Annotated in this window: 11 protein-coding genes; 7 read left to right on the top strand and 4 right to left on the bottom strand. The window is 58.4% G+C overall.

Features of this window, described 5'->3' with window-relative positions; all coding sequences use genetic code 11:
* Positions 1–5 precede the first annotated feature (5 nt).
* From gmd to AB7783_RS03310, 7 genes are all read left to right on the top strand, one after another.
* On the top strand, positions 6–989 hold the full coding sequence (gmd, locus tag AB7783_RS03340) for a GDP-mannose 4,6-dehydratase (protein WP_441276827.1): 984 nt from the start codon (positions 6–8) through the stop codon (positions 987–989).
* 43 nt (positions 990–1,032) lie between these two features.
* Positions 1,033–2,001: a GDP-mannose 4,6-dehydratase gene (locus AB7783_RS03335; protein ID WP_441276826.1), complete on the top strand. Its 969-nt coding sequence runs from the start codon at positions 1,033–1,035 to the stop codon at positions 1,999–2,001.
* Between the two features lie 425 nt (positions 2,002–2,426).
* Positions 2,427–6,197, top strand: coding sequence for a glycosyltransferase (locus AB7783_RS03330; protein ID WP_441276825.1), 3,771 nt, complete (start codon positions 2,427–2,429; stop codon positions 6,195–6,197).
* Positions 6,179–7,414 carry a glycosyltransferase family 4 protein gene (locus AB7783_RS03325; protein WP_441276824.1) on the top strand — a complete coding sequence of 412 codons (1,236 nt, stop codon included), beginning with the start codon at positions 6,179–6,181 and terminating at the stop codon, positions 7,412–7,414. Before AB7783_RS03330 ends, AB7783_RS03325 begins: the two co-directional genes overlap by 19 nt.
* 135 nt (positions 7,415–7,549) lie before the next feature.
* Entirely contained in the window at positions 7,550–8,764 is a 1,215-nt protein-coding gene (locus AB7783_RS03320) for a glycosyltransferase (protein WP_441276823.1), read from the top strand.
* Positions 8,765–8,787: 23 nt separating this feature from the next.
* On the top strand, positions 8,788–9,606 hold the full coding sequence (locus AB7783_RS03315; RefSeq protein ID WP_441279633.1) for an ABC transporter permease: 819 nt from the start codon (positions 8,788–8,790) through the stop codon (positions 9,604–9,606).
* 3 nt (positions 9,607–9,609) lie between these two features.
* Positions 9,610–10,380 (top strand): ABC transporter ATP-binding protein, encoded by a 771-nt coding sequence (locus AB7783_RS03310; protein WP_441276822.1) that lies wholly within the window; start codon positions 9,610–9,612, stop codon positions 10,378–10,380.
* A 1-nt stretch (position 10,381) separates the two neighbouring features.
* Here AB7783_RS03310 and AB7783_RS03305 read toward each other — a convergent pair whose 3' ends face one another.
* The 4 genes from AB7783_RS03305 to rfbF all read right to left on the bottom strand — a co-directional run bounded on the left by AB7783_RS03305 (position 10,382) and on the right by rfbF (position 14,427).
* Positions 10,382–11,140, bottom strand: a complete 759-nt coding sequence (locus tag AB7783_RS03305) for a hypothetical protein (RefSeq protein WP_441276821.1) — start codon at positions 11,138–11,140, stop codon at positions 10,382–10,384.
* 170 nt (positions 11,141–11,310) lie between these two features.
* Positions 11,311–12,555: a class I SAM-dependent methyltransferase gene (locus AB7783_RS03300; protein WP_441276820.1), complete on the bottom strand. Its 1,245-nt coding sequence runs from the start codon at positions 12,553–12,555 to the stop codon at positions 11,311–11,313.
* 43 nt (positions 12,556–12,598) lie between these two features.
* Positions 12,599–13,660: a CDP-glucose 4,6-dehydratase gene (gene rfbG, locus AB7783_RS03295; protein WP_441276819.1), complete on the bottom strand. Its 1,062-nt coding sequence runs from the start codon at positions 13,658–13,660 to the stop codon at positions 12,599–12,601.
* Complete coding sequence (rfbF, locus tag AB7783_RS03290) at positions 13,657–14,427, bottom strand: glucose-1-phosphate cytidylyltransferase (protein ID WP_441276818.1); 771 nt, start codon at positions 14,425–14,427, stop codon at positions 13,657–13,659. Before rfbF ends, rfbG begins: the two co-directional genes overlap by 4 nt.
* Between the last annotated feature and the right edge of the window lie 208 nt (positions 14,428–14,635).

Below are 14,635 nucleotides of genomic sequence, written 5' to 3'. Positions count from 1 at the left end.
AAAACATGAAGCGCGCACTTATTACTGGCATCACCGGACAGGACGGCGCGTATCTGTCGCAATTCCTGCTGTCGAAGGGCTATGAGGTCCACGGTATCGTGCGGCGCAGCGCGTCGGCAGACGTGATCAATTCACGACTCGTCTGGATCGGCGTGGCGGACAAGGTTCACATTCACGACGGCAATCTGACTGACCTCGCAAGCCTGATCCGCATCGCCCAGGAGGTGAAGCCGGACGAAATCTACAATCTCGGCGCTCAGTCCTTCGTCAAGTCGTCGTGGCAGCAGCCATATCTGACGGGTCTGGTCACCGGCCTTGGTGCCACCAACATGCTGGAAGCCGCCCGGATCGTTTGCCCGGAAGCCCGCTTCTACCAGGCGTCATCGTCGGAAATGTACGGCTTGATCCAAGAGCGCATCCAGTCCGAGACGACGCCGTTCTATCCGCGTTCGCCTTATGCGGCGGCGAAGCTTTACGCCCACTGGATGACGGTCAATTATCGCGAAAGCTTCGGGATGCATGCGTCCAGCGGCATCCTGTTCAACCATGAGTCACCGCTGCGCGGCATCGAATTCGTGACGCGCAAGATCACGGACGGTGTGGCGCGCATCAAGCTCGGCATGCAGAAATCAATCTCGCTCGGCAATCTCAGCGCGATGCGCGACTGGGGTCACGCCCGTGATTATGTCAGAGCAATGTGGTTGATGCTGCAGCAAGACATTGCTGATGACTATGTGATCGCGACCGGGCGCACAGCTTCCGTGAAAGAGTTCTGCGATCTGGCTTTCAATCACGTCGGTCTCGTGGCCCAGGATCATATCGTCGTCGATCCACGCTTCATGCGCCCTGCAGAAGTCGACATCCTCCATGGCAACGCAGACAAGGCAAAGAACAAACTCGGTTGGTCGTGCGAAACTCAGCTGGAGCAATTGGTAGCCGAAATGGTGGATGCGGATATCGTACGTCTGAAGAAGCGGGAGCATCTCTGATCATCCGACCGACCAACGGCGCTCCGACTCGTGAAGATTTGACATGAAAGTTCTCGTTACGGGTGGAACCGGGTTTGTCGGCGGGCATCTGATCGGTTCGCTCAGGCAGGAATTTGGAACCGATGTCGACATCTGCCTGACGTCAAAGTCCGGCGAAGCGTCATTGTCGGATCTCCCCGTCGTGCCGCTGGATGTCACCGACGAAGCCGCGGTGATGTCGGCGATTGCGCGCTTTCGCCCCGATCATATCATCCACCTGGCCGGTCTTGCGGCCGTCCCCGCGGCGAGCGCCCAGGCGAATGTTGCCTGGCAGGTTCACGTGTTCGGAACGCAGAATCTCGCAAACGCGATCCTTCGTCATGCCCCTGAATGCACGCTCGTGTTTATCGGTTCCGGCCAGGTCTATGGATCCACGGCAAGGCTTGGACTGCCGCTGACCGAACAGGCCCTGCTCGCTCCTACCAACGACTATGCCGTCACCAAGGCTGCTGCGGATCTCGCGCTCGGCGCCATGGCAGAGCGCGGTCTGCGATGCGTCCGGATGCGGCCCTTCAATCATACCGGGCCAGGTCAAAGCGAGGAGTTCGTCATTCCGAGCTTTGCCATGCAGATAGCACGGATCGAATCCAAGCAGCAGCCGCCGGTTATCCATGTCGGAAATCTGGATGCGGAACGCGATTTTCTGGACGTGCGTGACGTCACCACAGCCTATGCCTGTGTCGTTGCCCGCGCCGCATCCCTGTCTTGCGGGACGATTCTGAACATCGCATCAGGCATTCCACGCCGGGTCGGCGATGTCCTAGACCGCCTCATTCAAATCAGCGGAACAAAAATATCCATTGAACAGGACAGCTCGCGGCTGCGGGCCGTGGATACACCTCGCTTTGTCGGCGACGCGACTCGTGCCCGAGATGTTCTGGGCTGGCACCCCCGTTTTGAGTTTGATGAAACTCTGAGGCAAATTCTGGAACACGCGCGCAAGACCGTCACAGCGACGTCCAACAAGCCGTAGTACATAGCGGTTGCCACGCGCGATCCGAAACCAGCATAATAAGAACAGTTATAGTATGGGCCAGAATCAACGTCGGCCTAGCGTTCTGACGCGGTAGTCCGTCGTTGGTGCATGTCGATATCTTTGGTTGAATTGGAGCAAGATGCCTTTGGCTCATCGACTAAACTTGGGAGGTATTCTGCGTCGGTGCGCGCAAGCGGCGCGATCGCGTGCGCCCGGGCTCTTTGGACGCATCGCGTCAAACCGAATTCTTCGCGGGGTCTATCGTCGTCTGGCACATCCGGGGCTGTACCGTTCCGCTGTCTATGCCGGGCAAGCCGGTCCGCTCCCCGCACCAGACGTCGATCAAACGACTGAAGCATACAAAGCCATGGTGATTTGCCTGAACCGAGAAACAGCCATCTGGAACCCGGGAAAGCGGATCGATGCGTGAAATCGATATTCGATCGATCCGCATTGCGTTAGACTTACAGGCTTGCCAGACGGCGGGCTCTGCCCACCGGGGCGTTGGCCGATATTCACGCTCTCTTTTCCTCGAAATGGTCCGCCAAGCCGGATATCGGGAATTTCTTGGGCTTGCAGCTCCGCATCTCCCATTCGCAGTGTCATGGCCGGAAATTGCCGAAGAGCGAATGATCCGCCCACCGGTCCTGCCTGAACTGGCGGGGCGACGCAGCTTCGAGGGTGGAGAACAGGACGCACTGGATGCTGCTCTATATGCGAGCGTCGTCGCCTCGGCTCTTCCGGACATCGTTCACGTTTCGCATCTGTTCGAGGGATATAGCGACCGAGTTGCGATCCCCTTCCTCAAGAACCGCCCAATCGGTCAGGTGTTCTCGGCGACGCTTTATGACCTCATACCGATGCGGTTCAGCGATTACTACTTTCGGGATAAGCGGTTTCAAGCCTGGTACATGCAACGCGTGCAATTGCTGCGGCATGCTGACCTGCTTCTTGCGATTTCGGAATCGAGCCGTCAGGACGCAATCGAATTGCTAGGTCTCGATCCGTCCAGGGTTGTCACGATCTACGGCGGCATCTCCGACCACTTCCGACCCGTCGTCGATGCGACAACTATCCGCGCACAACTCGTGGCGCGTTACCAGATCTCTCGGCCGCGGTTCATTCTCTACACTGGCGGCGACGATCATCGAAAGAACCTGCAGGGAGCAATCAACGGCTATGCCGAGCTGCCAGCCGAAACGCGAGCTAACACACAGCTCGTGATCGTCTGCGCGCTGACGCCCGACCGAAAACTGGCTCTGGAAGCCGCTGCAAAACAGGCAGGCCTCGCCGGCGACGACATCCTGTTCCTGGGATATCTCCCCGAGGAAGATCTGGTCGGCCTCTATTCAACCTGTGATCTCTTCGTCTTCCCTTCGCTCTATGAAGGACTGGGGTTACCGGTTCTCGAAGCCATGGCCTGTGGCGCTCCTGTGATCGGCGGCAACAATTCCAGCATCAAGGAACTGATCGACCGTTCCGATGCGTTGTTCGATTCCAGCAAGCCGGCAGCCACCGCCGAGGCAATGCATCGTGTCCTCAGCACGCCCGGCCTTGCTGCAGATCTGCGTCAGTACGGCACCAAGCGGGCGGCCCGGTTCAATTGGCCGTCTGCCGCCGGGCAGGCCATCGAGGCCTTCGACGAGGCGGTTCGCCGCAAACGGCACTCGGGCATTTCGTCCGCCGCCGCGGGCTGGTTGAAGCGCGGCCGTCTTGCGGTTCTGACGCCACTGCCCCCAGCCCGCTCTGGGATCGCGGACTACAATGCGCAGTTCCTGCCATTTCTGGCCGAGCATTTCGAGGTCGATGTCTACATTGTCGGCGACAACGTTACCGGGTCAGAACTCAATGCGGCATTCCGCATTTTCGACGCTGCCGACTTCGCAGCCAATGCCAAGGCATATGACGCGATCCTCTACGAGTTCGGGAATTCGGAATTCCATGCGCATATGCTGCCGCTGCTGCAGGAATTTCCCGGTATCGTCGGTTTGCATGACGCCTATCTCAGCGGCCTGTTTGCTTACCTCGACTACCATCTGGGTGAAACGAACCGATATCCGCACGAAATGCTCGAAGCCCATGGCGGAGTCGCGCGGAAGGCGTTTGCACCGGTGGTCAAGAACCCGGATCCTGTCGGCGAGACCGTCGTCAATCTGCCCTGCACGAAGAGCGTTCTGAACCAGGCGATCGGCGTCATTTCTCACTCGCCATTCAATCTGGAGGTCGCACGCCAATTTTATCCGGAAGGTTGCCGGGCGCCTTACCGCACCATTCCGCAGATGGTAATCGTTCCGGAGGCTTGGAGTTCCGCGCGCCGCGACGCAGAGCGCGCGAAGCTAGGCTTTGAGCCTAACGACGTCGTCATCGCAACATTCGGCCACGTGGCCTGGACGAAATGTGGCGACCGTCTGCTGGACGCTGTGCTGGATTCAGACCTCGCCGGCGATTCCAGATGTCATTTGGTGTTTGTGGGAGAATTGGCGAAGGACCACTTCGGATTTGATCTTGGCGATCGGATCAAGAAGTCAAAACTTGGCGAACGCATCAAGGTCACCGGTTTTCTGTCCGACGAGGACTACGCAACGTATATGCGTATCGTCGATATCGCGGTGCAACTGCGCACCAAGAGCCGTGGCGGCACGCCGAAAGGTGTCCTCGATTGCCTGGCTTACGGCGTGCCCGTGGTCGTGAATGAAGAAGCGAGTTACCGCGACTATCCGGACAACGTGGTCGTCAAACTGAGCGCAGATCCGGACGCCGCCGAAATCGCGCAGAGCCTTCTGACGCTTCGTCAGTTGCCGCAGCAACGCCGAGAGCTTGCCGGCAGGGCCCTGGATTATGTCCGCGCTCATCACGACCCTCGTCAGTGCGCTCAGGAATACGCGGCCGCGATCAATGAATTTGTCAGCCGTAACGCCGCAGCCAGGATCGAGGGACTCGCGACCGAGATCGGCCCTTATCTGGCGGCCACTCCTCAACCGGCGCGTGCGGCAGATTCCGTGGCAAAATTCGCCAGCGCCTTTAAGGCACCAGGGTTCCTTCGCCCTCGCTTGCTGATCGACGTCAGCCATATCGCAAAAAGCGATCATGGCACTGGCATTCCGCGCGTCGTCAGAGAAACACTGCGCGCCGCATATCTGCGCGGGCACAACGATTTCGACGTGGTCGCTTTTCAACGCGAGGGCAGCGAGATCTTCCCGGCGACGTCATGGCTCGAACAGCAGGGATTGACCCTGCCGTTCGAAGGGTCTCCCGCCATCCGAAAACCCATCACATTCAGGTCCGGAGACCGTTTGCTGATGCTGGATTCGTCGTGGGCCGAGTACGATCAGTTTGCGGAGATTTTTCAGCGCGCCCGCGCTGCGCATGTCCCCATCACGACGGCGATCTATGATCTGCTGCCCATTACGCTGCCGTCAACCGACGTCGTCAGCGGCGGCAAGATCTGGTTCGAGGGATGGGTACGCAGTGCGATTGCGGCAAGCGATAATCTGCTTTGCATATCGCGCACGATTGCCGACGAGCTGATTGCCTATATGACGCAGCACGATCTTGGAGCTCCGGGTCTGCAGGTTGGCTATTGGCATCTCGGGTCATTGCCGCCGCTCTCGCCCGATCAGGCGAAGCCGGATTCGACACTGGACGCCGCTCTGCCCTACGCGCTCATGGTCGGGACAATCGAACCCCGCAAAAACCATGAACTTGCCCTCAACACATTCGAACATCTTTGGCAGAAAGGTTCGAAACTGTCGCTCGCGATCGCCGGCCGCAAGGGTTGGCTTCTCGAGGAATTCATGAACCGGCTGCGCAGCCATCCAGCGCTTGGCACGACTCTGTTTCTTTTCGAGGATTTCGACGACGCCCAGATCGCCGAACTCTATCGCAAGGCATCGGTATTTCTGTTCCTGAGCAAGGGCGAAGGGTTCGGCCTGCCGCTCGTTGAAAGTGCAAGTTATGGCACGCCCATTATCTGCTCCGACATCGCGGTGTTCCGCGAGATCGCCGACGGACACGCAACCTTCGTAAAGACCGAAGATCCAAATGCACTTGCACATGATATCGAACAGTGGCTAGCCGCATCTGCGGCCAAAACATCTCCTTGTTCGACCGGCATGAAGCGCCTGACATGGGATCAAAGCACGGAAGCGTTGATCGAGGTCGTCGTGAAAAATAATTGGTACTGGAAAAAGTGACTCCAATATCGGTCGGCTTCGAAACGGACATCTTGCGCGGCTCGATGACCGGCATCGGCAACTACTGTTTTCATCTGGTGAAAGCCCTGTTGGAACAGAAGGCAGCGCTCGAATTCTATGAATTCTCGCACATGGCATGCCGCCCCTTCGGCCCGGAAGACCTGGCACGGATCGAGCAGATGCAGGGCAAGCATGCCGACAGCCAGAAGCTGTCGCTGCGCGCGTCGCTCACCCGCAAGGCCTCGCTCGCCTTGCGGGCCAAACTGGCGCAGGCGCCGACTGCGCGCCGTCTCTATCGCGAGTTTCAAGCCATCCGGTTTCAGCGAATTCCCCAGAATATATCCCTCGACGTATTCCATGCCTTTCGCTACGTGCCATTCGCCGACCTGAACGTCCCGGTGCTTCCTGTCGTCTACGACCTCTCTTTTGTTCGGTATCCCGACGCACATCCCAAAGACCGCCTTCGCCAATTGGAAAAGCTACCAAAGGTCGTGGAACGCGCCGCGGTCGTGCATACCATTTCTGAATTCAGCAAAGCCGAGATCGTGGATGTCTATGGGTGCGCGCCAGACAAGATCGTTGTCGCACCACCCGCTGCCAGCAGCATCTTTCGGCCGCTGGGACAGGCCGCGACCGAGCAGGCGCTCGTCAGGTTTGACGTATCCTACAAGGCCTATTTCCTGGCCGTAGGCACTCTGGAGCCCCGCAAGAACCTTCGGACGCTGATCATGGCCTACGCCCAGTTGTCTCCCGCGGAACGCCGCCGAATGCCGTTGGCAATTGTTGGCAACAGTGGTTGGGGGCAGCTCGAATTGCCACCGGAAACCCCAAACCTGGTAAGCGAAGGCAGCCTGCGTTTCCTCGGGTCGGTCTCGGACACCGAACTGCGCGCGCTGTATGAGGGAGCCGTAGCCCTGTTGTTTCCGTCGATCTACGAGGGCTTCGGTATGCCGGTCGTCGAGGCCCTCGCCTGCGGCACTGAGGTCGTCCATGGTGAAAATACATGCATGGACGAGATTACCCGCGGCCATGCCATCACAGTCGCGGCGACCGACGTTCACGCCTGGGTCGCCCCGATGCGCCGACTGATGGACGAGCCAACGAAGGATGACCAACGCGCGCAAGAGCGGATCGCACTGGCCAGCGCGTTCAGTTGGAGCGGGAGCGCCGAAATCGTCGCGGGCGCGTATAAATCTACTGTAAAATCAACCACCTAATAACCTTCCCGCGACATTCTCCCTTGGCCCGAAACGGTCATATCCATTGACAATAAATGACTTTACTTAGGACCGGCGTCGGCCCAATACCCCGGTTCAAAGACAGGTAGATCGCGCGCGGACGTCGGCAACCCGATGGCCACCGGTCTTGTCATTCGAATTCCGAGGTTTCTCCGCGCCATGAGCGCCGCACTGAAAGTCCTGCACAGCTACAAGGTTTACCGACCCGACGTGGACGGTGGGATTCCGTTCGCAATGGCGACCCTGAGCAGACCATCGCCTGCGGGCACGCAAAACGAGATCCTCGTCGCGCGACTACTCGGCATGGCCCGGAAATTCGAGCTCGATGGCGTGCCGGTACGTGCCGTGTCGTCACTGGGCAATCTGTTCTCGACACCGATTGCCCCCGGTTACCCTTTCACCTTGATGGACCGCGTCAAATCCAATGACATTCTGGTCCATCATGCGCCCTTCCCTATCGTGGACGTCACGATTCCATATCTGCCCCGCGAAAAGCCGCTGATCGTTTTCTGGCACGCCGACATCGTCGGCAGGGCGTTGCTGAAGAAGTTGTTATCGCCCTCGATTGTCAGGACGCTGGCGCGTGCGGACAAGATCGTCGTCGCCGACCAATCCACGATCGATGGCTCACCATTTTTGCCACCGTTTGCGGAGAAATGCGCAATCGTTCCGTACGGAATCGATATTAACTACTGGGCAACCTGCACGGCGGAAGAACAAGCCGAAGCGGAACGCCTGCGGCATAAGCACCCGCGCATGATCATCGCGACCGGCCGCCTGGTGTCTTACAAGGGCTTCGACGTCCTTCTGGAAGCACTCCGCCACATTGACGGGCATGTCGTGTTCATCGGTGAAGGACCGCTTCGCGAGGATCTGCAGAAGGTCGCGAACGAAACCGGCGTCGCAGAGCGTGTGACATTCGCCGGCCGCGTAAGTGCAGGCCATATCAAGGCCTATCTCCACGCGGCAAAGGTATTCGCCTTCCCGTCGGTGACACGCGCAGAAGCCTTCGGCATCGTCCAGCTCGAAGCGATGGCGGCCGGCTTGCCGATCGTGAATACGTCGCTCACCACTGCGGTCCCGCATATCGCGCGGCACGACCAGGAAGCCCTGACGGTGAAGCCGCACGATTCCCGGGGGCTTGCCGAGGCCATCAGCCGTATTCTGGATGACGCAGCCCTCGCTCAAAGGCTGGGCGAAGCCGGTAAGGCTCGTGCGCGCTCGGAATACAGCCAGGAAAGATATGTTTCGCGGATGGAAGAAGTCTACGAAGATGTTCTTCGTCAGAAGTCGCGTAACAGCATGCAGGACGAGACCGGATGCCCGTAACCGATAATGTCGAGTTGGCCACGATGCAGAAGCAACCTGTTATTCGTGGGCACAACAAGTCCTGGAGCCGCGCCTGGCTCGATATCAGGACCGGCCTTTCGCTGTGGCCGCTATGGGGGCGCCTCGGCTGGAACGACATTCTGCAGCGTTATCGCCGCTCGATGCTGGGCCCGCTGTGGCTGACGGCAAGCATGGCAATCATGGTCGTTTCTCTCGGCATCCTTTATGCGGAACTATTCAAGACGCCGATCAATGACTTTCTGCCGTTTCTTTGCGTCGGACTTCTCATCTGGAATCTGATGTCTACCTTTCTGATGGAAGGCGGCACGCTGTTCACGGGCTCGGAATCCTACATCAAGCAAGTCAGGCTGCCGTACACCGTCTATGTTTTTAGATCGTGCTGGAGCAAGCTGATCATCTTCTTCCATAACTTTCTGATTTACTTCGGCGTCATTTGGTATTTCGGCATCTGGCCGGGCGCGACCGCACTGCTGGCCATTCCGGGCCTCGCTATTCTCCTCCTCAACGGCGCGCTGACAAGTCTTACCCTCGGCATGATTTCGGCACGCTTCAGGGACATTCCGCAGCTCGTCAACTCCGTCGTACAGATTGTGTTCTTCGTAACTCCGATCATGTGGAAGCCGGAACTTCTTCAACATCGGACGTATATTGCGGACGCCAATCCGTTCTTTCACCTGGTCGAGATCATCCGCGGACCTCTGCTTGGCAGCGTACCGGATCCGAAACATTATCTGGCCGCTCTCATCATCACCCTGCTCAACCTCGTCGTTGCCGGCTTGTTCTTTGCCCGCTTCCGCTCTCGCATTTCGTACTGGGTCTGATTCATGACCAATCCATCGACCGTAACCGAGCTTGTCCTTCAAGACGTCAGCGTCTCGTTTCCGATCTATCACGGCGGCTCGCGCTCGCTGAAGAAGAGCCTGATGTTTCGCGGATCCGGGGGCCATCTCGCAACCGACGCCAGCCACCGCATCACAGTCGAGGCGCTGCGCAACATTTCGATGAACATTCAGGCTGGCGACCGGGTTGCATTGATTGGCTCGAATGGCGCCGGCAAGACCACGCTGCTGCGCGTCATGGCCGGTATCTACGAGCCGGTCTCGGGGACCGTCACGAGCCGCGGGCGCATCTCCCCGATGTTCGATATCGGCCTCGGCATCGACCAAGAAATCAGCGGATACGAGAATATTCGCTTGCGCGGACTGATCCTCGGGCTGCGTCCGGACGAGATCGAAGAACGGATGCAGGACATCATCGATTTCACCGAGCTTGGTGATTACCTCGATATTCCCGTGCGCACCTATTCATCGGGCATGATGACCCGCCTCACCTTCGCCGTGGCGACCTGCTTCGCCCCCGAAATCCTCTTGATGGATGAGTGGATCATGGCAGGCGATGCCGGCTTTATTTCCAAAGCCGAGCATCGCATCCAGCGCTTCGTTGAAAAAGCGAGCATCATGGTACTTGCCTCGCACAGCCAAGCGATCTGCCGCCGGTTCTGCAACCGCGGAATCTGGATGGAAACCGGCCAAGTACGCGCGATCGGTCCGATCGACGACATCCTCGACCAATACGCCGCCCATACCGGCCAATAATTCAAGCGAGCGAGAAGGTCGAGCGAGCCTCGATGTTCTGCCACAGCAACAGAACATCGTCGTACCAGACCGGGCCTCCGCTGCCGGGTTGAAGCAGAGGGTCGATTAGCCCTTGTAGCAGACCTACGCGGCTGTCGAGCGCATTCGGCGTCGCCATGCGGGCGTCGTCCCCGAATGGGTCACGATTGCTGAACAGGCGCTTCTGTGGACCGCGCGGCGACTGAGCCTGAATCACGAACTCCGTGACATCTGATCTGCAATCGACGACGAGCCGACAGTCCGGCAGGCCCTTGCCCGCGACCGTGGCGGTCCATCGCACAATTTCCTGCTCGCTTGGCCCGAATGAACGGCTTTCGGCGACCTCCCGATAACCGAGTTCAGCGAGAACTGCGATCAGTTGAATGCCATAGAAACGGATCGCGCCGCCGCCTTCCGGATGCGATCTTTTCCAGTTTGGCAGATCGTGCCGGTAGTGGTGTGCCAGGAACTGCCACTCAATCGCGAGCACGCCGCTTTGATCTTGAGCGACGAACTCGCGAATGTCGGCCGCCCACGGCGTTCCGCAAAATGTGTAGCCGATGCGAAACGACTTTCCACTTTCACTCAACAGCTTCTGTAATCGCAGGGCTTCGTCAGGAGTCTGCGCCAATGGTTTCTCAAACATCAGCCTTGCGAGCTCAGACTGCGCAACGCAACGCGGAATCCACGCGGCCTGATCGCCGGGTCGCAGCGCGACGACAACGCCATCGGCACGCGCCAATGCCGCCGCCTCGTCCGCCGCCCATTCGATATCCTCCGAAAATCGCGCCAGCTCCGTGCGCGCCAGAAAGCGCTCACGATATCGCTCTGGAAGAACGACGCGCTGACCGCAACCGATCAACGCCGGAAGATAGCCGTAGAGCCCGAAACCGGATCCGAAGATCGCGAACGTCACCGCCGCTCCAGAAAGTCTTCCGATGCGATGATGTCGATGATTGGACCGTTGAAGCCGCGCTGACGAAGATATCCTTTGATCTCATCTGCGATATGCCAAGCCAGATTGAGCAACGGCGCATCGCCGATCAGCTCCGGCGTAAACTCGTCGTCGGAGCAAATTGGAATCCGTGTACCCGGAATGTAGTGTCCAATCTTCGCGGAGGACGGCTTCTCATAGGCGGCCGAAATATGATCGGTCGACAGATTGAGCATCTTCACGGGAATCGCGGCACGTCCGGGAAATGCCTTGACGGCAAGCGGCCCGTACCTGGCAACCTCCGCCTGGATCTGCGCGTATTTGTTGTCTTTCCAGATGGAAACCTGTGCCGCCAGCTTCGTCAGTCCGTCGCCGAATCCGCTTTCCAGGCTGTCGATCTCTGCAAGCTTCTCGCGAACAGCCGCATCGCCCGATGCTGCTCGGAGAAACACGCGAACATTGCCGCCATAACGCTTGGGAAATTCGGCCAGCACGATTTCCATGCCAAGCGACTTCGCGATGTGAACAAAAGAAGTCAGACTGTAAGTGCGTGGATGCTCGTGATAAAATGTGTCGAACTGGTTTCGTTCGAGGATCGCGCCGAGATAATGGTTCTCAATAACGATCAGCGTTTTGTCATGCGCGGCGATTTTCAACGCGCGGATCACGCCTTTCAGGTCTTCGATATGGGCAAAGACATTCGTGAACGTGATGACGTCCGGCTTTCCGTTCTTGCGCACGAACTGATCCGCAACTTCTTCGGAGAAGAAATCGTTGATGACGACGTGCCCGCGCTCCGCGGCATCGGCGGCAGCACCGGTCGGTTCGATGCCGAATGTCTTGGCGCCTTTCTCTGCGAAAAAGGACAACAGACTTCCGTCGTTACAACCGATATCGAGTACTTTCTTGTCCGATAGATTTCCCAGCGTCACTTCGCAGGCAGCGACCAGATCCTTCATGCCGTTCAGCACGTCCATCGTATGACGCGAGCGATAGTGATAAGTGGCCGGAAACAGCTCTCGCTTCGGAATCTGAAAGCGCTGGTGCGCGGTACGGCACGAGCTGCAATACAGAATATCGATCGGATACTCCTTGCAGATATAATCATTACCAACAGGAACAAGATCATCGCACATTGGGTGCAGGCCAAGATCGATGGCGGAGCTCAGGTCCGAGCTACCGCATACTTCACACGACTTAATCTCGACGATGGAACCCAGCACCCTTAATCTCCTGCATGTCGTTTTGAGGCAGCCGTCAAATCAGTCAGCGGCCGTGGATTGTCTCGTTGATCTGGCGAAGGGTCAGCGCGCGCATATCGGCGCGCTCATGAAATGAGCGATACCATTCCGACGACAGTTGCAACGCGCGATCAAATTCGATCACTGGGCGCCACGCAAGGCGCGCACGCGCCTTGCTGCAATCCAGCTTCAGATACGCGGCTTCGTGCGGATTGTCACCCTTGTCCAGGTCCCATCGGGCATCCACTCCCCAATGCGCCGCAAGTTGCCGCACAAGGGTCGAGACGGGGACCTCGCTGTCCTCATGTGGGCCGAAGTTCCAGCCTTCGGCAAATTGACGACCGTCCTGAACCAGACATTGAGCCAACGTCAGGTAACCGATCACCGGATCCATGACGTGCTGCCACGGGCGCACCGCGTCCGGGTTCCGGATCCGAACCACCTGCCCCGCCATGAATGATCGCATGATATCCGGGACGAGCCGATCGCGGGCCCAGTCGCCGCCGCCGATCACGTTGCCGGCGCGCGCACTCGCCACCAGCGCCGACGAACCATCGTGGAAGAAGCTGCGCTGATAGGCTGCCGTGACGATCTCGGCGCATCCCTTGCTGCTGCTATAGGGATCGTATCCGCCCATGGCATCCGTTTCATTGTACCCCCGCAGCGTGCCAGTGTTCTCGTAACACTTGTCACTGGTCACCACCACGATGGCACGGACTTCTGGAACCGATCGGGCCGCCTCCAGAAGGTGCACAGTGCCCATGACATTGGTTGCATAGGTCTCGACCGGCTCATCGTAAGACAGGCGCACCAGCGATTGCGCTGCCATGTGGATCACGATTTCCGGCTTCGCCGTCCGTAACGAATCGCGCAAGAGCGGAAGGTCGCGCACATCGCCGATCTGGTGCTCCACATCGCTTTTGACACCGGCGACGTTGAACAGGTCTCTTTCGCCCTCCGGCGGCAACGCAAAACCAAAAACCTGCGCGCCGAGCGAGCGCAGCAGCAGCGTCATCCACGCGCCCTTGAAGCCCGTATGCCCGGTCAGAAAGACGCGGCGGTTACGCCAGAAGCCTGGATCGATCACCAAACTCTCCACTCGGCTTTCCCGCTAGTCCACTGCGATTCGAGGAACGTGCGGTCGCGAATGGTATCCATCGGATGCCAGAAGCCATGGTGGACGTAAGCGCGCAACTCATCAGTCCGCGCCAGCGCTTCCATCGGTTCCCCTTCCCAGACCGTACTATCGCCCGCGATCAGTTTGCCGACGCTCGGTGAGAGCAGAAAGAAGCCTCCATTAATCCAGCCGCCGTCGTCAGCCGGCTTTTCCTGGAAACTCTTGACGTGATCACCCTCGATCGAAATCGCGCCGAAACGCTTGGCGGGACGCACCGCCGCCACCGTGGCCTGCTTGCCGTGAGACCTGTGAAAAGCCAATTCGGCCGCCAGATCGATATTGGCGACACCGTCGCCATACGTCATCGCAAATACTTCTTCATCGCCGACATACGGCAGCACTCTCTTCAGGCGCCCACCGGTCATCGTCTCGTCGCCCGTGTCCACGAGCGTCACGCGCCAAGGCTCCGCGGTCTCGCGATGAACTTCCATGCGATTTTCGGCCAGGTGAAAGGTCACATCGGTCATGTGCAGGAAGTAATTAGCAAAATATTCCTTGATGATGTATCCCTTGTATCCAAGGCAGACGATGAAGTCGTTGAAGCCGTAGTGGCTGTAGATCTTCATGATGTGCCAGAGAATCGGCCTTGCTCCAACTTCCACCATCGGTTTCGGCCGGACGCTCGTTTCCTCAGCCAGGCGCGTGCCGAGGCCCCCCGCAAGGATGACAACTTTCATCGAACTACTTTCGAAAATGTTAGATAAATCGGGCTTTTAGGTTAAAGTAACTGCACGTTTCCAAGCGTTTTTGTCAACTGCAGCTTGGCCGCCTATTGTCGCTTGAATTCGGCCAATCCCTCCCATACAGAGTGAATTGTAGAATAGAATGGCAGCTCAGACAGGAACACGCACTTCCTGTCGAATGACGGCTAAAACCACCTCGTGT

Origin of the sequence: Tardiphaga sp. 172_B4_N1_3 (assembly GCF_052076035.1) — a bacterium.
GTDB classification, from domain to species: domain Bacteria; phylum Pseudomonadota; class Alphaproteobacteria; order Rhizobiales; family Xanthobacteraceae; genus Tardiphaga; species Tardiphaga robiniae.
The sequence above is the reverse complement of the archived record's forward strand: the minus strand, read 5'-3'. Positions and strand labels throughout refer to the sequence as shown.

Bases quoted from the DNA above. Each gene is read 5' to 3' on its own strand.
- rfbF (WP_441276818.1), bottom strand. From the start codon at position 14,427: ATGAAAGTTGTCATCCTTGCGGGGGGCCTCGGCACGCGCCTGGCTGAG.
- gmd (WP_441276827.1), top strand. From the start codon at position 6: ATGAAGCGCGCACTTATTACTGGCATCACCGGACAGGACGGCGCGTAT.
- AB7783_RS03320 (WP_441276823.1), top strand. From the start codon at position 7,550: ATGGCCACCGGTCTTGTCATTCGAATTCCGAGGTTTCTCCGCGCCATG.
- AB7783_RS03310 (WP_441276822.1), top strand. From the start codon at position 9,610: ATGACCAATCCATCGACCGTAACCGAGCTTGTCCTTCAAGACGTCAGC.
- AB7783_RS03335 (WP_441276826.1), top strand. From the start codon at position 1,033: ATGAAAGTTCTCGTTACGGGTGGAACCGGGTTTGTCGGCGGGCATCTG.
- AB7783_RS03330 (WP_441276825.1), top strand. From the start codon at position 2,427: ATGCGTGAAATCGATATTCGATCGATCCGCATTGCGTTAGACTTACAG.
- AB7783_RS03315 (WP_441279633.1), top strand. From the start codon at position 8,788: ATGCAGAAGCAACCTGTTATTCGTGGGCACAACAAGTCCTGGAGCCGC.